The sequence below is a fragment of the Amycolatopsis sp. WAC 04197 genome (genome assembly GCF_003947475.1).
Lineage (GTDB): Bacteria > Actinomycetota > Actinomycetes > Mycobacteriales > Pseudonocardiaceae > Amycolatopsis > Amycolatopsis japonica.
Genome location: NZ_QHJK01000004.1, coordinates 182,624 through 202,884, shown reverse-complemented (window position 1 = coordinate 202,884; position 20,261 = coordinate 182,624). Strand labels below are relative to the sequence as shown.

Below are 20,261 nucleotides of genomic sequence, written 5' to 3'. Positions count from 1 at the left end.
GAATCTTCTAAGGTGACGCGGGTGAAGATCCGGGAAATCCGACTGACCTTGGGCGTGTTTTTCGCCGCGCTCGGGGTGCTCCTCGTCCGTTTCCTGGTGCCACGGCCGATCGGCATGGCGGACAACGGCGACGGCTGGCGCATTCTGTGCCAGCTCGGCGCTCGTGAGCTCGACCGGCCTTCGGAATACTTCGTCCGTTTCTCCTACGGCCCCGCCCCGGCCTGCAACAGCGAGTACATCTCCAGTCAGAGCTGGATCGACAAGATCGCCAGCGGGATCGGGCAGCTGCTCGGCTCGTCCGCGATCCTGAACCTGCTGGTACTGGGTGTGCTGGGCTGCCTGCTGGTCGCGGGCGGGATCGCCGCGATCGTCGTCGGCCTGCGCCTTTCGGTCCGGAACAGCGTCATCGCCACGGCCGCGCTGCTGCTGGTCGCGGCGGACTCGGCCTTCTTCGGCTACTTCGCCTCCGTGCTGAGCGAGGGCGCCGCCTTCGTCGGGATGCTCCTGCTCGCCGGCGGGCTCCTGCTCATGCACCGCACCGGGCCGTGGCGCTACACCGGTGCCGCGGTCACCGTGCTCGGCGCGATGATCGGGATCAACGCGAAGTCGCAGACGCTGCTGCTGATCCCGCTGTTCGCGCTCGCGCTGCTGTTCGTCCGGCCGGAAGGCAGCCGCGGCCTGGCCCGGTGGGCGCTGCCGCTGGCCGTGCTCGCCGTCGTCGGCACCGGTACCGCGCTGGTGCAGGGGGCGGGCGACTCGGCCAACGCGGAGTACCGCGAGGCCAACATGTACCACGTCGTGTTCAACGGGATCGTGGACGGGAAACACGACACCACCGGTGACCTCGCCGCACTGGGCCTCCCACCCGAGTTCGCGAAGTACGTCGGCACGGGCTGGTGGAGCGTGAACGCGGCCTGGCGTGACCCCGAGTACGCGAAGTACCGCGACAAGATCAGCCGCCGCAACGTCGCCCAGTACTACCTCGACCACCCGGTGCGCGTGGTCGAGATGCTGCACCGGTCCGCACAGGAGACGCTGACCGCGCGGGTGCCGAACCTCGGCAGCTTCGGTGAGCACGCCGGGCAGCCGCCGCTCGCCAAGGAGTACCGGATCCCGGTCCTGTCCGGGATCACCGGCTGGCTCGCGCCGCTGGGATTGTTCGCCCTGCTGCCGATCTGGCTGCTCATCGGATGGGCGGGGCTCCGCGCCTTCCGGAACCGCACCGGACGCCGCGACGTCGGCATCGTGGTGCTCATGTTCCTGCTCTTCGCGATGGGCCAGATCCTGGTGTCCGGCCTCGCGGAAGGCATCGAGAACGTCAAGCACCAGCAGCTGACGATCTACCCGACCCTGCTCGCCGCCGCCTTCGCCGCGCTCTCGTTCCTGCCGAAGCGCAAGGAAGAACCGCCGGTGGCCGAGGAACGCGAGCCGGAGACGGCGTCCCTCTCCGCCTGAGACATCAACGCGCCGGTTCCCAGAATCCGGCGAAGCTGCCGCACGCGACCCTCGCGCCCGTGAGCTCGTCCTGGATCCGCTTTTCCACTCCGGTGTAGGCGATCGTCCGCGCGTCCGGGCCGACGGCCTCGGGGACCGGCGCGCCCGCGGTCAGCGAAACGGCTTTCACCGTCTGGAAGAGCACGAGGTAATCCCCTTCGCGGGCAAGGTTTTCCGCCGCCTCGACCATCCTTTCCGAACTGTCGCCGGTGAGTTCCATCGGCAACGGCCAGTCCAGCGGGAAGGGGTTGCGGACCTCGAAGATCGGGGCGACGAAAGGATTGTCCGGCAGGACCGCGACCTTCGACGCCGGATAACGGTCGAGGCAGCCACGGATCTGGGCGACGTAGGTGTACACGCTGGGATTCGTGCGGATGCCGCGCAGCGCCGGGGCGATGTCCCCCAGATCGTTCGTCAGTTCGCCCTGCGGCCGGTCCGCGTACGGCGCCTTGTCGTGCGCGGACATCAGCAGCAGCCCCGCGAGCACGAACGCGGCGGCGGCGAAGACCCCGCCCGCGGACTCGGACGGACGCGGCGGCGGCACCGCTTCCAGTACGCCCAGCGCGAAGATCCCGGCCAGCAGGCCGGGAAGCGGGTAGCCCCAGGACAGGCTGGCCATCCAGCCGAGCGCGGCGATCGCCAGGTACCGCCAGGGCAACCGCCTTCGGATGACGGCGTCGAGCACGGCTGCGGCGAGGAAGAGCCAAAGCAGCGTGATCGGCCAGCCGCCCGCGTGCTCGAATCCGCCGTCGGCCACGACGAACACCACGACCGCCACGACGCACAAGCCCGTCGCGCCACGGAGCCATCGGCCCGGCTCACCGAACTGGTCGCGGGCCGACCACGCCACGGCCAGCACGCATATCCCGAGCAGCACCGGGACGAAATACGTCCGCGGGTCCGCCCGGCCCGCGAATTCCGCCGTCCAGAACCGGAAAAGGCCTTCACCCCACGTCTGAGTGCCGCTGGAGAGTTGCGTGATCGCCGACCGCAGGCCTCCGGCGGCGGTGACCATGCCGAAGTACAGCAACGGCGCCGCGCCGAGCATCAGGAGGTCACCCAGCAGACGTGGCACCTTTCTCGGCGGTGCGGCGGGGTGGAACAGCAGGATCAGCACCCCGATCGGGACCGCGAACAGGAAACTCTGCTTGACGATCACCGCGAACCCGAGGCAGAACAGGCCGGACAGACGCCGCCATCGCGAGCCCGAACGCAGCCCGCCGTCGAGCAGCCACCAGCCGACCGCGACCAGGAAGACACCGTCGACGGTGTGCCAGGCCATCACCGGATACGTGTTCAGGCCGACCAGGACGGCGGTGAAGACCAGTCCGAGCCGCGTCGGGCCCCAGTCCAGCGGCGATGTCCCGGTCAGGAACGCGGCCAGGGCGACCGTGGCGACGGTCAGCTGCACCATCATCACGAAACCCGAGCCGATCATCAGCGGCGCGGGGACGAGATGATCGATCAGATGCAGATAGGCCGAACCGAACGGCCTCGGCCCGAGGAAATCGACCTGCGGGATCTCGCCGTGCAGGACCCGCCACACCTGGGCGAGCACGAAGCCCTGATCGGTCGGGTTGAACCCGAACCGGCCGATCCTCGCGACGACGGCCGCGCTCAGCAGTCCCGTTCCGGCGACGAGAACGAGAGCTCGCGGAACACGTTTCCGGGACGCCGGAAACGATCTTTCCATTCGTGTTCTCCCGGGACAGGTTCCCCTTATCGCCCAGGGACCGTAGCGGAAGCCGGGAATGGACGACAGGCCCGATCGGACGCCGCTCGCCGCCACCCGTAGGCTGAACGAACCTGTACGCGCCGAAGGGCTCAAGAAACAGTCATGGATCTCCGGGAAACGACAGTCGTCACGCGGATATCGGCGAATATCGAAACCGAGGATTTCGCCGCGGCCGCCGCGCTGGGCGAACGCCTCATCGGCGAGTTCGAGGCCACCGAGCTGGAGATCTGCCGGGCGGACCCGGAAGGCGGCTGGACGGGATTCCTGGTGTCGGTCGGCTATCGCACGCCGCCGGCCGACGGCGAAGATCCCGCCGAAACACTGCATAGGGCCGCTGTACCCGCGCTTTTTCACTTCGGTCTGAATGCGGAATTCTTCGAAATCCACGGCACGCCGGAGACCGGCCAATACGGAAGCTACGACGCCTACGACATCCCGGCGGACGGATTCACGCTCTATTCGCTGATGGCGTCCGTCGGCGGCACCGATCCCCGCGAACCCGCGTACGTCACCAGGCACGATTTCACCCCGCGCGCGGAAACCGATGTCATTTCACGGGTGCATCTCTACGTCCCCACCGGTGACCTGCGACTGGCCGTGGACCTGTGCGGCCGCCCCGCGACCGACCTTTCGGCGTCGCTGGTCCGGATCAGCACGGACGCGGGCCCTTGCGAAGCGGTGCTGCTGTCGGCTTTTCCCGCTCTCGCCGGGGAAAGCGGTGAAGAGGCACTCAGCCGGGTGACGCACGAGGTGACCGACAGGCTTTCGCACGTGAGCATGTCCGTCCGGGCGATCCACACCGCGTTGGAGGACGATCCGTTCTACACCGAGCCGGGTTAGGACGGCGCGGATCAGCCGGCGTGGGCGGCGAGCCGTTCCTCGCGGTCCGCGGTGATGAGCGCGTCCAGCACGCCGTCGAGGTCGCCGTCGAGGACCTGGTCCAGGTTGTACGCCTTGTAGTTCACCCGGTGGTCGGCGATGCGGTTCTCGGCGAAGTTGTACGTGCGGACCCGCTCGGAGCGGTCGACGGTACGGACCTGCGAACGACGCGCGTCCGACGCCTTCGCGGCGGCCTCCTCCTCGGCGATCGCCTGGAGGCGGGCCTGGAGCACCTGCAGGGCGCGGGCGCGGTTCTGGATCTGCGACTTCTCGTTCTGGCACGAGACGACCACGCCGGTGGGGATATGCGTGATCCGCACGGCCGAGTCGGTCGTGTTCACGCTCTGGCCGCCGGGGCCGGACGAGCGGTAGACGTCGATCCGCAGGTCGTTGGGGTCGATCTCGACCTCGACGTCCTCGGGTTCGGGGTAGATGAGCACGCCCGAGGCGGAGGTGTGGATGCGGCCCTGCGATTCGGTGGCGGGCACGCGCTGCACGCGGTGCACCCCGCCCTCGAACTTCAGCCGCGCCCAGACGCCGTCGGCCTCGGCCGACCGGCTCTTGATGGACACGGTGACGTCCTTGAAGCCGCCGAGGTCCGAGTCGACCGAGTCGAGGACCTCGGCCTTCCAGCCGTGACGCTCGGCGTAGCGCAGGTACATGCGCAGCAGGTCGCCGGCGAACAGCGCCGACTCCTCGCCGCCTTCACCCGATTTGATCTCCATGACCACGTCGGAGCCGTCGTATGGGTCGCGCGGCAGGAGCAGTTCGGTGAGCTTGGCTTCGAGCACGGGGATCTTGGCGGAGATCTCCTCGGCCTCGGCCGCGAAGGCGGCATCTTCCGCCGCCAGTTCCTTCGCCGTCTCGAGGTCGTCGCGGGCGGTGTCGAGCTCACGGACCGTCTTGACGACCGGGCTCAGCTCCGCGTACCGGCGGCCGAGCTTGCGGGCGCGCGCCTGGTCGGCGTGCACGGACGGGTCGGCCAGCTGCTCTTCCAGCTGGGCGTGCTCTTCGAGCAGACCCTTCAGCGAACTCGAATCCACCACTCCACCTCTCAACGGACCCTGATAGAACCATGAAAAACGGCGCCCACCCGGACATGCGGGTAGGCGCCGTCGTTCAAGCTACTTGGCGTCTTCGGCCTTCTTGCGCTTGCCGTAGCGAGCCTCGAAGCGCGCGACGCGGCCGCCGGTGTCCATGAGCTTCTGCTTGCCGGTGTAGAACGGGTGGCAGTTCGAGCAGATCTCGACGTGGAGGTTGCCGGAGGTCTTGGTGCTGCGCGTGGTGAATTCGTTGCCACAGTCACAGTTCACGTGCGTGACGACGTACTCGGGGTGAATACCGCTTTTCATGGTGTCCTCTCTCGTTGGCCCCGGGTCCCCGAGCGGGGTGAACCGGTGCCGGACTTCAGCGGGTGATTTTGCCAGATGTGCTGGCAGTGGCGTCAACGCACCCCCGCCCCCGCATATTCCAACACGTTGAGTTATCAACTATCGACGTTGAGTTGTACGAAATTTGTACTTGATCACGGGACCGTCCTCGCTGTTGGTAATTCCTCAACAGGAGGTACTGATCATGCGCACCATCCTCGCCAAGGTGGCGAAGCCGGCGTCCGTCGCCGCGCTGGCCATCGCGGCCCTCGCCGTGGCTCCGGTCGCCGGGGCCGCTCCGGCCGCCCCCGAAGCGGGCGCCACCATCACCGCCGCCGACATCAACCCGGCCGCGGGAACGTTCACCACCGTGCCCGAGGGCGACCTGGCCATCCAGGGCGCCGGCGACGGCACGCCCGCCGGCGCCGTCCAGTGGTTCAAGAACCACATCGGCTCCACCGCGTACCAGGGCCTCTGCGAGAAGGCCGTCGAGAACGCGTACGGGACGACCGGTGTCTGGGCCTCGGCCAACGCGCACTGGAACGGCGCGAGCCCGAAGCACACGACCGGGACTCCGCCGAAGGGCTCCTTCGTGTACTGGAACATCAGCCAGTGGGGTCACGTCGGCATCGCCGACGGCTCCGGCGGGATCTACGCCTCCAGCATCGGCGGCAAGATCGGCCACGCGTCGAGCGTGCACTACTTCAACAACTACCGCGGCTGGACCCCCGCGGCCGTTCCGCACCGCTGATCTCCTCCGCTCTCGTGAGCCAAAGGCGCCCCGACAGCGCGTGAAGGCCCCCTTTCCTCGGCTGAGCCGAGGGAAGGGGGCCTTCACGCGCATCTGGGGGCGGGATCGCGCCCGAGCAGGACGGTGAGCGAAGACGTAACTCGCGTGATCAGGCGGCGAACACCGTGAACGCCGTCTGATCACGCGAGATCCGTCTCTGATCACGCGTGATCGCCGCCTGATCACGAATGATCGCCCATCTCACCCCGATTACCACTCACGAGGGCCAGCCAGCATTCGGTTGCGCCTCTGAACTTGGCGAACACGACTTCGCCGGAAGTACATGAAGGCCCCCTTCCTTGCGCCTGGCGCAAGGAAGGGGGCCTTCATGTACTAGGCCGAAAGGGCTCAGTCGTCGTCGTTCGAGCCGAGGGCCGTCTTCGAGACCTGCATGAGGAACTCGATGTTGGTCTTCGTCTTGCGCAGACGCGAGATCAGCAGGTCGATGGCCTGCTGCGAGTCCAGCGCGTGCAGCACCCGGTGCAGCTTGTGGGTGACCGCGAGCTCGTCCGGCGAGAGCAGCAGGTCTTCCTTGCGGGTACCGGACGGGTTGATGTCCACCGCGGGGAACACGCGCCGCTCGGCGATCTTCCGGTCGAGCTTGAGGTCCGCGTTCGCGGTGCCCTTGAACTCTTCGAAGATGACCGTGTCACCGGTGGAACCGGTCTCGACCATCGTCGTGGCGAAGATCGTCAGCGAGCCGCCGTTCTCGATGTTGCGCGCCGCGCCGAGGAACCGCTTCGGCGGGAACAGCGCGGTCGAGTCGACACCACCGGAGAGGATCCGGCCGGACGCCGGGGCCGCCAGGTTGTACGCACGGCCCAGACGGGTGATCGAGTCGAGCAGCACGACGACGTCGTGGCCCATCTCGACCAGGCGCTTCGCCCGCTCGATGGCCAGCTCCGCGACCGAGGTGTGGTCGGACGGCGGGCGGTCGAAGGTCGAGGCGATGACCTCACCCTTCACCGACCGCTGCATGTCGGTGACCTCTTCGGGACGCTCGTCCACGAGCACGACCATCAGGTGGCACTCGGGGTTGTTCGTCGAGATCGCGTTCGCGATGTCCTGCATGATCGTCGTCTTGCCGGCCTTCGGCGGCGAAACGATCAGCGCACGCTGCCCCTTGCCGACCGGCATCACCAGGTCGATGACGCGGGTGGTGAGCTTGTGCGGCTCGGTTTCGAGGCGCAGCCGCTCGTTCGGGTACAGCGGGGTCAGCTTCGTGAACTCCGGACGGCGCTTGGACTCGTCCGGCTCCAGGCCGTTGATCGAGTCGACGCGCACCAGCGGATTGAACTTCTGCCGCTGCTGCTCGCCGTCACGCGGCTGGCGCACGACACCGGTGATGGCGTCACCGCGGCGCAGGCCGTACTTGCGGACCAGCGAAAGCGAGACGTACACGTCGTTCGGCCCGGCGAGGTAGCCCGAGGTACGCACGAACGCGTAGTTGTCGAGCACGTCCAGGATGCCCGCGACGGGCAGCAGGACGTCGTCCTCGCGGATCTCGGTGTCGGGCGAACCGCCCTGCTCGCGGCCACCGCCGGAACCCCGGCGGCGACGGTCGCGGAAGCGACGGCCGCGACGGCCGCCTTCCTCGTCGTCGTCACCCTGCGGGCCCTGGCCCTGGCGCTGGCTGTTGTCCTGGCCGCCGCCCTGCTGGTTGCGCTGGCGGTTGTCCTGGCCACGGCCGTCGCGGTTGCCCTGACGGTTGCCGCCCTGGTCACCGCGGTCGCCCCGCTCGCTGCGGTCGCCACGGTCGCCGCGCTCACGCTGCTGGCCGCCCTGCTCGGGCGAACCCGCGGCGCGGTTGGAGCCGCGACGACGACGGCTGCGGCCGCCCTCTTCCTGCTGCGGCTGGCCGTCCTGCGGCGCTCCGTTGTCCTGCTGCGCGGGCCGCTCGGCGGCGGGCGCGGAGCCGTTCTCCGAAACCTTCTCGGCCTTCTCCGCACGAGGAGCCTCGGCCGGAGCGGCTTCCGCCTTAGGGGCCTCCTGCTTCGGGGCCTCGGTCTTGGGCGCTTCGGCCTTCGGGGCCTTGCGCGGTGCGTCGATCCCCTCGAGCGGAAGCGTTTCGCTCGCCGCGGCGGGGGTCTTGCGCTTGGTCTTGCCCTGGCGCTCGCGGATGGCCGCGATCAGATCGCCCTTGCGCATGCCCGTCGTCTCGCCGATGCCAAGGTCCCCAGCGATCGAGCGCAGTTCGGCGACGGTCTTGCCGGTCAATCCGCCGACCGTGCGCTTGGGAGCGACGACGCCGTTCGACTCGGCGGCGCCACCTTCGACGTCGCTCAAAAGATCGGTGTTGCTCACAAATGTCCTTCCTGACCGATCCACGCCTCCAGGTGGATCAGCGGACCGCCGCTCGCGTCCGATTGCGAAACGGCGTAATTGGCCCCCGATACGGGCGATCAGCTCCTCGGCCGTGTTGAACACAGCTAGAAGGCCTCCAGCACAGGGATTTGCGTCCTCCAAACGGAGGAAGCGGAATTCGGCACCGCCGGAACCGGGAACCCGCCTGCGTCCATCCGCTACTCCCCGCTTGCCAGGCGGTGTACGGAACTGGCGGATCAACGAAGGATGCGGGCCAAGGATGACACTGGTCACCTGGACCGGCACCGGGTGCGGAAACGCACGGTGATCGAACGCCCCCGAGGGTAGACCGCGCCACGGTCCGGTGCAACAACCACCCCCCGCGTGGCGGGGCGGGGCTCCGGCATGTGACCGAGGCTTTACTGAGCCGCAACCTGAACGCCGCCCGGATCGATCGGCAGCTCGGTGACGTCGAAAGACGTAACGTCGACGCCCGCCGGGAGTATTCCCTCCGTCGTCAGCGCGAGCACCGTCGGACCGGCCCCGGAGATGGCCGCGGCCACCCCTTCGGCCCGCAGCGCGCGCACCAATTCGCTGCTCGCCGGGTACGCGGACGCCCGGTAATGCTGATGGAGCCGATCTTCGGTCGCGGAGAGCAACAGGTCGGGGCGCGCGGTCAGCGCGTGCACCGCGAGCGCCGCGCGACCGGCCGTGAACGCCGCGTCGGCGTGCGGGACCCGGTCGGGAAGCAGCCCGCGGGTGGCGTCGGTCGAGGACCGCAGCGCCGGGACGGCGACCACGGGCCGGATGTCGTGATGCGGCTGGAGCCGTTCGGCGCGGAACCGCTCGCCCTCGTTCCACGCCACCACGAAGCCGCCCAGCAGGCTCGCCGCGGCGTTGTCGGCGTGTCCCTCGAACTCGGCCGCCAGCTGCAGGGCGTCGTCGTCCAGGGGCTTCTCAGCCAGCGCGTACGCCGCCGCGACGCCGGTCACCACGGCGGACGCGGACGAGCCGAGGCCGCGGGCGTGCGGGATGGCGTTGAAACAGCGCAGGTGCACGCCGGGCGGCCGGAGACCGAGGTGCTCGCAACCGCGCCGGAAGGCCCGCACGACCAGATGCGATTCGTCGGTTGGGACGTCGTCCACGCCGCCCGCGCCGACGTCGGTCACCTCGATCTTGAGCCCGGCGTCGGTGATCTGGAGTTCGACGCGGTCGTACAGCGCGAGCGCCAGGCCGAGCGCGTCGAACCCCGGGCCGAGGTTCGCCGAAGACGCCGGGACCTTGATCTTGAGCAGGGTCATCGCAGGTCCAGCGCGGCGGCGACGGCGGTCGGGTCGACGGCGAGCGGCTCGACCTCGACGTTGCCCTCCAGCGCCGTGGCCGGATCCTTCAGACCGTGCCCCGTGACGGTGCACACAACGGTCGAGCCCTTCGGCAGGCGGCCGTCTGCGGACGTCGCGAGCAGGCCCGCGACGCTGGTCGCCGAGGCGGGCTCCACGAACACGCCTTCCTTGCGGGCCAGCAGCCGGTACGCCTCGAGGATCTTCTCGTCGGTGATCGCCTCGAACAGCCCGGCGGAGGCGTTCTTCGCCTTCATCGCGCCGTCCCAGGAAGCGGGGCTGCCGATGCGGATGGCGGTCGCGATCGTGTCCGGATCGGCCACCGGCTCGCCGTGCACCAGCGGCGCGGCACCCGCCGCCTGGAAACCGAACATGCGCGGGGTGTTCTTCACCACACCGTCGCCCGCGTACTCGGAATATCCGGCCCAGTAGGCGGTGATGTTGCCCGCGTTGCCGACCGGCAGGCAGTGGATGTCCGGCGCCCGGCCGAGCACGTCGCAGATCTCGAACGCGGCCGACTTCTGGCCGGCGATACGCACCGGGTTGACCGAGTTGACCAGGGTCACCGGGTAGTCGATCGCGGTTTTCTGCGCCAGTTCGAGGCAGTCGTCGAAGTTGCCGTCCACCTGCAGGATCCGCGCGCCGTGCAGCACGGCCTGGGCGAGTTTGCCCATCGCGATCTTGCCCTGCGGGACGAGCACCGCGCAGGTGAGCCCGGCGCGGGCCGCGTACGCCGCGGCCGAGGCGGAGGTGTTGCCGGTGGAGGCGCAGATGACCGCCTTGAGCCCGCTGGCGAGCGCGTGCGTGATGGCCACGGTCATCCCGCGGTCCTTGAACGACCCGGTCGGGTTCGCGCCTTCGACCTTGAGGTGGACCTCGCATCCGGTGAGTTCCGAGAGATGCGGCGCGGGCAGCAGCGGGGTGTTGCCTTCGCCGAGCGTGATCACCTTCGCGCCGGAGGGGACCGGGATCCGGTCCGGATAAGCCTGGATGATCCCCGGCCACGGTTGGGAAATCACTGGTCTTCGCCTTCCACACGCATCACACTGACGACCTGGTTCACCACATCGAGTTGGGCAATGTCGTCCACAGTGGACCGCAATGCCGCGTCCGGCGCCAGGTGGGTGACCACGACCAGGCTGGCCGTGTCGTTCGCGTCGCGCTGGCGCACGGCGGCGATGCTGACACCGTGCCCGGCGAACGCCTGGGCCACCTGGGCGAGGACGCCCGCTCGATCGGCCACGTCGAGACTGACGTGGTACCGCGTCGGCGTCTGGCCCATCGGCCTGACCGGGAGCGCGGCGTGCGCGGATTCGCGCGGGCCACGGCCGCCGACGACCCGGTTTCGAGCCACCGCGACGAGGTCGCCGAGCACGGCACTCGCGGTCGGCGCGCCACCGGCGCCCTGACCGTAGAACATGAGCTCACCGGCGGCGTCGGCCTCGACGTAGACGGCGTTGTACGCGCCGCCCACCCCGGCGAGCTGGTGGCCGCGCGGGATCATCACCGGATGCACGCGCGCCGAAACGGATTCGGTGCCGTCGTCGGCGGTGACGCGCTCGCAGATGGCGAGCAGTTTCACCGTGCGGCCCAGCACCTTCGCCGCGGCGAGATCCGACGCGGTGACGTCGGCGATGCCCTCGCGGTGCACGTCGGACGCGGTCACGCGGGTGTGGAACGCGAGCGAGGCGAGGATCGCGGCCTTGGACGCGGCGTCGTAGCCGTCGACGTCGGCCGTCGGGTCCGCCTCGGCGTATCCGAGCCTGCTGGCCTCTTCCAGCGTTTCCGCGTAGCCGGCGCCGGTGGAGTCCATCGCGGAAAGGATGTAGTTGGTGGTGCCGTTGACGATGCCCATCACGCGGGTGATGCGGTCACCGGCCAGCGATTCGCGCAGCGGGCGCAGCAGCGGGATCGCCCCGGCCACGGCGGCCTCGAAATAGAGGTCGACGCCTGCCGCGTCGGCGGCCTCGAACAGCTCCGCGGAATGCTCGGCCAGCAGCGCTTTGTTCGCCGTGACAACGGATTTCCCGGCCTTGAGCGCGTCGAGCAGCCACTGCCGCACCGGCTCGATGCCGCCGACCAGTTCGACGACGACGTCGACGTCCGGCGAGGTCACGAGCTTCGTCACGTCGGACGTCACCAGCTCCGGCGGCAGCTCGGGGTGCTTGTCGGGGCGACGCACCGCGATGCCCGCCAGCTCCACCCTGGCGCCCGCCCTGGCGGCGAGCTCCCCGGCCTGCTCGGTGAGCAGCCGGACGACCTCGCCACCGACCGTCCCGCAGCCGAGCAGGGCGACCCTGATCACGCGTCCGTCTACAGTAGACACTTGCTAGACCTCCAGGCGCAGCATGTCGTCCGTCGTCTCCCGCCGCAGCAGCACGCGGGCGCTGCCGTTGCGCACGGCCACCACCGCGGGCCGCGGCTGCCGGTTGTACCCGCTGGCCATCGAGTAGCAGTACGCCCCGGTGGCCGCCACGGCGAGCAGGTCGCCGGGAGCAAGGGTGTCGGGGAGCCAGCAGTCACGGACGACGATGTCGCCGGACTCACAGTGTTTTCCCACGACCCGGGACAGCGCGGCACCCACCTGGCCGTCCCCGTCGTCGTCGGCCGACCGGGAGACGAGACGGCAGTCGTACACCGCGTCGTAGAGGGCGGTGCGGATGTTGTCGCTCATCCCGCCGTCGACGCTGACGTAACGCCGGGCGGCCTTGTCGCCGAGCGAGACGTCCTTGATGGTGCCGACCTCGTACAGCGTGATCGTGCCGGGACCGGCGATGGCGCGGCCGGGCTCGCCGGCGATCTTCGGCACCGGAAGGCCCGCGTACTCGCATTCCTTGCGGACGATCTCGCGGATCTGCGTGATCATCTGCGCGGGCGGCGGCGGGTTGTCCTTGTCGGTGTAGGCGATACCGAAACCACCGCCGAGGTCGACGATCGACAGCTGGTCGAGCAGTTCGGGGCCGTGCTCCTTGCCGAGTTCGGCCAGCAGGCCGACCACGCGACGGGCCGCGACCTCGAAACCGTCGGCGTCGAAGATCTGCGAACCGATGTGGCTGTGCAGGCCGATCAGCTTGAGCGAAGGCGCGTTGAGCACCCGGCGCACGGCCTCGGCCGCGTCACCGGAGGCCAGCGAGAAACCGAACTTCTGGTCCTCGTGCGCGGTCGCGATGAATTCGTGGGTGTGCGCCTCGACGCCGACGGTGACCCGGATGAGGACGTTCTGCACGATGTCGTGCCGGGCGGCGACGTCGGCCAGCCGCGCGATCTCGTAGTAGGAGTCGACCACGACCGTGCCGACGCCGGCTTCGACGGCGGCTTCCAGTTCCCACAGCGCTTTGTTGTTGCCGTGGAAGGTGATCCGCTCGGCCGGGAAGTTCGCGCGCTGCGCCACGGCGAGTTCGCCGCCGCTGCAGACGTCCAGGCTCAGCCCCTGTTCGGCCACCCAGCGGGCGATCTCGATGGACAGGAACGCCTTGGACGCGTAGTGCACGAGCGCCGGGTCGTCGAACGCCTCGGCGTAGTCGGCGCACCGGGACTTGAAGTCGGCCTCGTCGACGACGAACAACGGCGTGCCGTACTTCTCGGCGAGTTCGCGGACGTCGACGCCCGCGATGCGGACGACGCCGTCACCGCCGCGGAAAGTGTTGCGGGGCCAGACTTTCGGGTACAGCCTGTCGAGTTCTTCCGGACTCGACGGCGGGAAACCGGAGGCGTCGGCGTGGGGGTAGACGTCGGCGTGGCGGGGGCCCGCGGGGTGAGCCATTCTGGGTTACATCCGTTCCGGAGCAGAGACACCGAGCACGTTGAGGCCGTTCGCCAGCACCTGACGGGCGGCCTGGCACAGCGCGAGCCGGGCGAACGTGAGGGGGGTGGCCTCCTCGTCGCCCTGGGGAAGAACACGGCCGACCGTGTAGAACTTGTGGTACGCGCCGGCGAGCTCTTCGAGGTACCGGGCGACGCGGTGCGGTTCGCGCAGCTGTGCGGCCCGGCGGAGGACGGTCGGGAATTCGCCGATCGTGCGGATCAGATCGCCCTCGGCGGGCAGCGTAAGCAGTCCGAAGTCGACGGCGCCATCGGATTTCAGCCCGAGATCGGCGGCGTTGCGCTGCAACGAGGCCAGCCGCGCGTGGGCGTACTGGACGTAGTAGACCGGGTTGTCGTTGGAGTGCTTGCGAAGCAGGTCCAGGTCGATGTCCAAAGTGGAATCGACGGAGTAGCGGATCAGCTCGTAGCGCGCCGCGTCCACCCCGACGGTGCCGACGAGGTCCTCCATGGTGATCACGGTGCCGGCACGCTTGCTCATCCGGACCGGTTTGCCCTCGGAGACCAGGTTGACCATCTGGCCGATCAGCACCTCGACGACGGCGGGGTCGTCACCGAAGGCGGCCGCCGCGGCCTTGAGCCGGGCGATGTAGCCGTGGTGGTCCGCGCCGAGCATGTAGATGCACAGGTCGAAACCGCGTTTGCGCTTGTCCTGGAAGTAGGCGAGGTCACCGGCGATGTAGGCCGGGTTGCCGTCCTTCTTGATGACGACGCGGTCCTTGTCGTCGCCGTGCTCCTTGGACTTGAGCCACCAGGCGCCGTCGGAGAAGTACAGGTTCCCGGAGTCCTTCAGCTGCTGGACCGAGGTCGCCACGGCGCCGGACTCGTGCAGCGAGTTCTCGTGGAAGTAGACGTCGAAATCGGTGCCGAAATCGTGCAGGCTCTGCTTGATCTCGGAGAACATGAGCTCGATGCCGACCCGGCGGAAGGTCTCGGCCCGCTCGTCGTCGGGCAGCGACAGCGCGCTCGGCTCCTGCCGGATGACCTCGGCGGCGATGTCGTTGATATAGCCACCCGCGTAGCCGTCCTCGGGGGCGGGCTCGCCCTTGGCGGCGGCGATCAGGGAGCGGACGAAGCGGTCGATCTGCGCGCCGTGGTCGTTGAAGTAGTACTCCCGGGTGACCAGGCCGCCCTGCGCGGACAGCACGCGGCCCAGCGCGTCGCCGACCGCGGCCCAGCGGGTGCCGCCGAGGTGGATCGGGCCGGTCGGGTTCGCCGAAACGAACTCGAGGTTGATCTTGACGCCCGCCAGCGCGTCGCCGAGGCCGTACTTCTCGCCGGCGTCGAGCACCTGCTGGACGATCTGGCCCTGCGCGTCGGCGGCGAGCCGCAGGTTGAGGAAGCCCGGGCCGGCGACCTCGGCCGAGTCGATGCCGTCGGTGGCCGAGAGGGCCTCGGCCAGCGCGTCGGCGAAGTCGCGGGGCTTCATGCCCGCCTTCTTGGCCACCTGCAACGCCAGGTTGGTCGCGTAATCGCCGTGCTCGGGATTGCGGGGACGCTCGATCGTCACCTTCTCCGGCAGCACGGAATCGTCGAGGCCGCGCGCGGTGAGAACCTGCACGGCGGAGTTACGGACCAGGTCGGCGAGAGCTGCGGGAGTCACTCGCGGAATTCTAGGTGTGACCTGGTCCGGGCTTCGCAGCGACCGCCGGAAGGTGTGAGCCAAGCCGGTGATCTTCGAACTGTTCACGGTGATCAGACGCGCGGTCTCTACACTGGCCCGCGCAGGGACCACCCCCTTCGGAGAACGCAGGAGCCATGGCTAACGGGACAACCAGAAAAAAGGGCGCGTCGTCGAAGAACGCGATGAAGGCCGCCCGTAGTTCCGTCGTGTCCAAGAAGGGCACGCCCTGGGGCACGATCATCGCCGTCGTCGCGATCGTCGTCCTGGCTGCCTCGGTGGTCACCTATTACATGGTCGCTTCGGCGCCCAAGCGTGAGCAGAAGACCCGCGAAGAGGCCGCGGCCGCCTTCGCCCCCTCTCAGCAGGACCCGGACCCGTCGAAGCGGATCCCGGGCGTGACCACGGCCACCTACGAGGGCTCCGTGCACGTCAGCGCCGCCGAGCGCGTCGCCTACGACAAGACCCCGCCCTTCGGTGGCCCGCACGACCAGGCCTGGGCCGCGTGCAACGGCGTCGTCTACGAGAAGGCCGTCCGTAACGAGAACATGGTCCACGGTCTCGAGCACGGCGCGGTCTGGATCGCCTACAACCCGGCGCAGATCTCCGGCGACGCGCTGGAGCTGCTGCGGGTCCGCGTCGAGGGCAAGCCGTACACGGTGATGTCGCCGTACCCGAACCTGGACAAGCCGATCTCCGTGCAGTCGTGGGGTCACCAGCTGAAGCTGGACTCCGCCTCCGACGAGCGGATCGACCAGTTCATCGCCGCCCTGCGCACCAACCCGTACGGCGCGTACCCCGAGCGTGACGCCACCTGCGACGCGCAGATCGAGCCGGGCGACTTCGACCCGACCCCGCCGGGGCCGGACGCGAAGCCGATGGATTACAAGGGCAGCGCGGGCACCCAGCCGGACCAGCCCGGCGCCGGTCAGCCGTCCGCGCCCGCCACCCAGCCCTCGGCGCCCGCGAGCAAGTAAGTGAGCCAAGTGGACCCCGATCTCCAGGAAGACGTCTCACGGTCGGCCAAGAGCCGATGGCTGGTGATCGGGGCCGCCCTGGTCGTCATGCTGATCCTCGGCTTCGGCCTCGGCGCGCTGACGACCAGGCTGATCGACTCCGAGCCGGAGCAGAAGACCCCGGGCACGGGCTCGGTCGAGGTCGGCTTCGCGCAGGACATGTCGGTGCACCACCTCCAGGCCGTCACCATGGCGGGCTGGGCGCGGGACCACACGACCGATCCGGCGATCAAGACCCTCGCGTTCGACATCGAGCGCACGCAGACCGGCCAGGTCGGCCGGATGAAGGGCTGGCTCGGCCTGTGGGGCCAGCCCGAGCAGACGACCGGCGCCTACATGACCTGGATGACCGAGCCGATGGCCGGTCACGGCGGGCACGGTGGCGCCGACATGAAGCCGTCGAACGGCGCCCCGATGCCGGGGATGGCGACGTCGGCCGAACTCGCCAAACTGCGGTCGCTGACCGGCAAGGAGATGGACGTCTTCTTCCTGCAGCTGATGCTCCGGCACCACATGGGCGGGACGGAGATGGCTCAGTACGGCTACGACCACACGTCGATCGCCGACGTGAAGTCACTGACGCAGAGCATGCTCGTTTCGCAGGGCGCGGAGATGACCCTGATGAAGGGCCTGCTCCAGGAGCGCGGCGCCGCTCCCCTCCCCGCCTGACGCATTTCGTCCTCTGAATGCGGTAGTTCGCTTTGCCGACTACCGCATTCAGAGGACGAAATGCGTGGTTACCAGGAGAGCTCCTGGCAGCGTTTAGCGCACTGGGGCACTTCTATCTGCAGCGTCGCGTGCTCGATCGAGTAGCGGTTCGCCAGGAGGTTCTGGGCCTCGGTGAGCACCTCGGCCTGCTCGACGGTCGGTGCGATGGTGAGGTGCGCCGAAGCGACCTCCATCCCCGAAGTCAGCGTCCAGACGTGCAGGTCGTGAACGTCCTCGACGCCCTTCAGTCCGCCGAGTTCGGCCTGGATCCCGGCGACGTCGACGCCCTTGGGCGCGTGCTGGAACAGGATCCGCAGCGCGCGCCGCGCGAGGGCGTAGGTGCGGGGCAGGACGAACAGGCCGATCGCGACACCGATGATCGGGTCGGCGTAGCGCCAGCCGGTCAGCAGCGTGATCGCACCGCTCAGCAGCACACCGACGGAGCCGATCAGGTCGGCGAGGACTTCGAGGTACGCGCCCCGGACGTTGATGCTCTCTTCCGCGCCCTTGCGCAGGATCATGAAGGAGACGATGTTCGCGACGAGGCCCGCGGCCGCGGCCAGCAGGACGGGCAGGCCGGGCACGGCGGGCGGGTCGCTGATCCGGCCGATGGCCTCGACCAGGACGTAACCCGCGACGCCGAACAGCAGGATGGCGTTGCCCAGCGCCGCGAGCACTTCGGCGCGGTAGAAGCCGAACGTCCTGGTGAGCGTCGGGCCGCTGCGGCGGGCGAGCAGGATGGCCGCCAGCGCCATGCCGACGCCGAGGACGTCGGTGAACATGTGGGCGGCGTCGGAGATGAGCGCGAGCGAGCCGGTGGCGAACCCGACGACGAACTCCATGACCATGAAGCCGGCGCCGATGACCAGCGCGATCGTCAGGCTCTTGAGGTAGCGGCCTGACGCGCTCGACGGCGCGGCCGTCCCATGCCCGTGCCCGTGACCCATTGCTCCGCCTCTCGTGAAGTCGACAGGCCGAATATATTGTCACATGCGCATATGTGCAATACAGGTGAGCCTAAGTTCACCATGTCTTAAGCCACACAAGGAAGCCATCCCCCAGGAGGGCCTTCCCGAAACCTGAAACCGCCACGCACCGCTACCGAAGCGACCGGAAGAACCCCCGCAACTGGCCGACGAAGGCCTCGGGCTGCTCGAACGCGGCGAAGTGGCCGCCCTCGGCCAGCACCTCGTACCAGCGAAGATCGGTGTAGCGCAGCTCCGCCCAGCGGCGTGACGGCCGGACGATCTCGCGGGGGAAGATGGAGATACCCGAAGGAACTTCAACGGGGCTGACGTCCCGCTCCTTGTTCTCCCAGTAGATCCGCGCCGACGAGGCCGCCGTCGCGGTGAACCAGTAGACGGAGATCGCGTCGAGCATCTGTCGCCAGGACAGCACGGTCTCCGGCGAGCCGTCGTTGTCGGTCCACTCCCAGAACTTCTCGGCGATCCACGCGGCCTGCGCGACCGGCGAGTCGGTGAGCCCGTAGCCCACCGTCTGCGGACGCGTCGCCTGCTGTTGCGCGTACGCCGACCCGACGGCGCGGAACCGCGCGAGGTCGCCGATCGCCGCCCTTTCCTCCACCGTCGGCTCGCCGAGAACGGACCCGTCGTACGGGACGCCCGCCATGTTCACGTGGACGCCGATCAGCCGCTCCGGGGCCACCTTGGCGAGCATGTTCGTCACCCCGGCGCCCCAGTCGCCGCCCTGCGCGGCGTACCGCTCGTACCCGAGACGTCCCACCAGCTCGTCCCAAGCCCGGGCGATGCGCTCGACGTTCCACCCCGTCGACGACGGTTTGTCACTCCAGCCGAACCCCGGCAGCGACGGCGCCACGACGTGGAACGCGTCCGCGGGATCGCCCCCGTGCGCGGCGGGATCGGTCAGCGGCCCGAGCACGTCGAGGAACTCCACGACCGAACCCGGCCAGCCGTGCGTGAGCACGAGCGGTGTCGCGTCCGGCTCCGGCGAGCGAACGTGCAGGAAGTGGATCCCGAGACCGTCCACAGTGGTCTTGAAGCCCGGGAAAGCGTTGACCCGGGCTGCCACTCCGAAGTCGTAGTCCTCCGCCCAGTACCGGCACAACTCCCGCGCGAACTCCAGCGGGACACCCTGTTCCCAATCGTCGACAGTGGCAGGCTCGGGCCAGCGCGTCGCACGCAGCCGGGTGCGCAGGTCTTCGATGTCGGATTCGGAGATCCTCACCTCGAACGGTTCGATCACCAGGTCCTCCCAGTTCGTCGATGCCACCAACGCTACGCATTTCCGATGCCTGCCGGCTCGCTCTTGCGAAAGACCTGGTCAGAGGGGCCCCTGGCCGCCTCGTCGGGCATCACGCCGGTTAACGACCACCACTCGCGAGAGCCTGCGGGGACATGCGCTAAGCTTCCAACGTCGCTCAGGCGGCAACGCCCTCGTAGCTCAGGGGATAGAGCACTGCCCTCCGGAGGCAGGTGTCGCAGGTTCGAATCCTGCCGAGGGCACACTTCTGAACAGCGTTTTCAGCTGTTCGCTCACATCGGTCGAACATTGCCTCTTGGGGTTGTTCGAGTACCGACTCTCAGCGACGCGCTCGTCGGCATGTGGCGACGGTTCGGCCGGTTACCCCGACTACGGCAGGCGTCGTCGCCTCAAGGTGATCCGAAGCGCGCGAGCCGCCCGAGAACAGCGGCGGGCAACCTTGTCGAAAATCGACGAGAGTGACGGCGTATTCAGCACCCATCATAGCGATCTTCACGACATCTCATCAGGGCCTGTCCGCCCATGCCTCGAAGAGGGCCGATGCCAGCCAATGACCGTCTACGAAGGCCATGTGCTCGGCGCTGACGCCACGACCGCCATCAGAACGACGCTTCGGGTCCGCTCCTCGCGCCAGCAAGTAAGCCGTCACGTCCACGTGCAGCGGCTCGCCCGTCTGCGCGTGACTGTCGATCTCGACGTCGATGGCATGGTGCAGCAACGTGAGCCCGTCATGCTCTTCGTGGATGTCGGCGCCGCCGTCGAGGAGTTCACGAAGCAGCGGAAGGTCGCACATCTCGACAGCCCGGTGAGCGGGGCTCAGATCGTTCACACCCAGCGTCCTGAATCGGACTCGATACTTTTTATCGAGTTCAGTAGAGAGACAAAGTCGACACCGGCCACCATGCCTTGGCCGGCATCAGCGTCCAGTTTCGGTACCTGCG

The 20,261-nt window shown here is 68.6% G+C and carries 17 protein-coding genes and 1 tRNA gene; 6 read left to right on the top strand and 12 right to left on the bottom strand.

Annotation, left to right across the window (positions count from 1 at the left end):
- Positions 1-21: 21 nt before the first annotated feature.
- Positions 22-1,455 (top strand): hypothetical protein, encoded by a 1,434-nt coding sequence (locus DMC64_RS17710; protein ID WP_125734422.1) that lies wholly within the window; start codon positions 22-24, stop codon positions 1,453-1,455.
- 4 nt (positions 1,456-1,459) lie between these two features.
- On the opposite strand, the gene DMC64_RS17705 is transcribed toward DMC64_RS17710, so the two are convergent.
- The gene (locus DMC64_RS17705) at positions 1,460-3,187 is read right to left on the bottom strand and encodes a hypothetical protein (protein WP_125734421.1); all 1,728 of its coding nucleotides are present in this window, start codon (positions 3,185-3,187) and stop codon (positions 1,460-1,462) included.
- A 144-nt stretch (positions 3,188-3,331) separates the two neighbouring features.
- On the opposite strand from DMC64_RS17705, the gene DMC64_RS17700 reads away from it, so the two are divergent.
- Positions 3,332-4,069: a hypothetical protein gene (locus DMC64_RS17700; RefSeq protein ID WP_125734420.1), complete on the top strand. Its 738-nt coding sequence runs from the start codon at positions 3,332-3,334 to the stop codon at positions 4,067-4,069.
- Between the two features lie 11 nt (positions 4,070-4,080).
- Here the strand turns inward: DMC64_RS17700 and prfA are convergent, their stop codons facing one another.
- Together prfA and rpmE are read right to left on the bottom strand one after the other, a co-directional pair.
- A complete protein-coding gene (gene prfA, locus DMC64_RS17695; protein WP_037341383.1) occupies positions 4,081-5,151 on the bottom strand; it encodes a peptide chain release factor 1 in 1,071 nt (356 codons plus the stop codon).
- Positions 5,152-5,232: 81 nt separating this feature from the next.
- Complete coding sequence (rpmE, locus tag DMC64_RS17690; RefSeq protein WP_007028345.1) at positions 5,233-5,460, bottom strand: 50S ribosomal protein L31; 228 nt, start codon at positions 5,458-5,460, stop codon at positions 5,233-5,235.
- A 223-nt stretch (positions 5,461-5,683) separates the two neighbouring features.
- Here rpmE and DMC64_RS17685 point away from each other — a divergent pair, with 223 nt between their 5' ends.
- Positions 5,684-6,229, top strand: coding sequence for a CHAP domain-containing protein (locus tag DMC64_RS17685; RefSeq protein ID WP_125734419.1), 546 nt, complete (start codon positions 5,684-5,686; stop codon positions 6,227-6,229).
- A gap of 387 nt (positions 6,230-6,616) precedes the next feature.
- Here the strand turns inward: DMC64_RS17685 and rho are convergent, their stop codons facing one another.
- The 6 genes from rho to argS all read right to left on the bottom strand — a co-directional run bounded on the left by rho (position 6,617) and on the right by argS (position 15,337).
- Positions 6,617-8,572 (bottom strand): transcription termination factor Rho, encoded by a 1,956-nt coding sequence (gene rho, locus DMC64_RS17680; protein WP_125734418.1) that lies wholly within the window; start codon positions 8,570-8,572, stop codon positions 6,617-6,619.
- 419 nt (positions 8,573-8,991) lie between these two features.
- Complete coding sequence (gene thrB / locus DMC64_RS17675) at positions 8,992-9,873, bottom strand: homoserine kinase (protein ID WP_038508902.1); 882 nt, start codon at positions 9,871-9,873, stop codon at positions 8,992-8,994.
- Positions 9,870-10,931, bottom strand: a complete 1,062-nt coding sequence (gene thrC / locus DMC64_RS17670; protein WP_125734417.1) for a threonine synthase — start codon at positions 10,929-10,931, stop codon at positions 9,870-9,872. The genes thrB and thrC overlap by 4 nt, the downstream gene beginning before the upstream one ends.
- Positions 10,928-12,238, bottom strand: a complete 1,311-nt coding sequence (locus DMC64_RS17665; RefSeq protein WP_125734416.1) for a homoserine dehydrogenase — start codon at positions 12,236-12,238, stop codon at positions 10,928-10,930. The genes thrC and DMC64_RS17665 overlap by 4 nt, the downstream gene beginning before the upstream one ends.
- A gap of 3 nt (positions 12,239-12,241) precedes the next feature.
- The gene (lysA, locus tag DMC64_RS17660) at positions 12,242-13,675 is read right to left on the bottom strand and encodes a diaminopimelate decarboxylase (protein ID WP_037341371.1); all 1,434 of its coding nucleotides are present in this window, start codon (positions 13,673-13,675) and stop codon (positions 12,242-12,244) included.
- A gap of 6 nt (positions 13,676-13,681) precedes the next feature.
- Positions 13,682-15,337: an arginine--tRNA ligase gene (gene argS, locus DMC64_RS17655; RefSeq protein ID WP_125734415.1), complete on the bottom strand. Its 1,656-nt coding sequence runs from the start codon at positions 15,335-15,337 to the stop codon at positions 13,682-13,684.
- Between the two features lie 203 nt (positions 15,338-15,540).
- Here argS and DMC64_RS17650 point away from each other — a divergent pair, with 203 nt between their 5' ends.
- Both DMC64_RS17650 and DMC64_RS17645 read left to right on the top strand, forming a co-directional pair.
- Positions 15,541-16,332 (top strand): DUF3105 domain-containing protein, encoded by a 792-nt coding sequence (locus DMC64_RS17650; protein WP_125734818.1) that lies wholly within the window; start codon positions 15,541-15,543, stop codon positions 16,330-16,332.
- A 9-nt stretch (positions 16,333-16,341) separates the two neighbouring features.
- Positions 16,342-17,040, top strand: coding sequence for a DUF305 domain-containing protein (locus DMC64_RS17645; RefSeq protein ID WP_038508891.1), 699 nt, complete (start codon positions 16,342-16,344; stop codon positions 17,038-17,040).
- A gap of 68 nt (positions 17,041-17,108) precedes the next feature.
- Here DMC64_RS17645 and DMC64_RS17640 read toward each other — a convergent pair whose 3' ends face one another.
- Both DMC64_RS17640 and DMC64_RS17635 read right to left on the bottom strand, forming a co-directional pair.
- On the bottom strand, positions 17,109-18,026 hold the full coding sequence (locus DMC64_RS17640; protein ID WP_125734414.1) for a cation diffusion facilitator family transporter: 918 nt from the start codon (positions 18,024-18,026) through the stop codon (positions 17,109-17,111).
- A 151-nt stretch (positions 18,027-18,177) separates the two neighbouring features.
- Positions 18,178-19,305, bottom strand: coding sequence for an epoxide hydrolase family protein (locus tag DMC64_RS17635; RefSeq protein WP_370324382.1), 1,128 nt, complete (start codon positions 19,303-19,305; stop codon positions 18,178-18,180).
- 184 nt (positions 19,306-19,489) lie between these two features.
- Here DMC64_RS17635 and DMC64_RS17630 point away from each other — a divergent pair.
- Positions 19,490-19,562, top strand: a tRNA-Arg gene (locus DMC64_RS17630).
- A gap of 263 nt (positions 19,563-19,825) precedes the next feature.
- Here DMC64_RS17630 and DMC64_RS17625 read toward each other — a convergent pair.
- On the bottom strand, positions 19,826-20,149 hold the full coding sequence (locus tag DMC64_RS17625; protein WP_125734412.1) for an ankyrin repeat domain-containing protein: 324 nt from the start codon (positions 20,147-20,149) through the stop codon (positions 19,826-19,828).
- Between the last annotated feature and the right edge of the window lie 112 nt (positions 20,150-20,261).

Excerpts from the sequence above, each read along its gene's own strand:
- DMC64_RS17705 (WP_125734421.1), bottom strand. The coding sequence starts at position 3,187 with ATGGAAAGATCGTTTCCGGCGTCCCGGAAACGTGTTCCGCGAGCTCTC.
- DMC64_RS17700 (WP_125734420.1), top strand. The coding sequence starts at position 3,332 with ATGGATCTCCGGGAAACGACAGTCGTCACGCGGATATCGGCGAATATC.
- rpmE (WP_007028345.1), bottom strand. The coding sequence starts at position 5,460 with ATGAAAAGCGGTATTCACCCCGAGTACGTCGTCACGCACGTGAACTGT.
- DMC64_RS17685 (WP_125734419.1), top strand. The coding sequence starts at position 5,684 with ATGCGCACCATCCTCGCCAAGGTGGCGAAGCCGGCGTCCGTCGCCGCG.
- thrB (WP_038508902.1), bottom strand. The coding sequence starts at position 9,873 with ATGACCCTGCTCAAGATCAAGGTCCCGGCGTCTTCGGCGAACCTCGGC.
- lysA (WP_037341371.1), bottom strand. The coding sequence starts at position 13,675 with ATGGCTCACCCCGCGGGCCCCCGCCACGCCGACGTCTACCCCCACGCC.
- DMC64_RS17650 (WP_125734818.1), top strand. The coding sequence starts at position 15,541 with ATGAAGGCCGCCCGTAGTTCCGTCGTGTCCAAGAAGGGCACGCCCTGG.
- DMC64_RS17640 (WP_125734414.1), bottom strand. The coding sequence starts at position 18,026 with ATGGGTCACGGGCACGGGCATGGGACGGCCGCGCCGTCGAGCGCGTCA.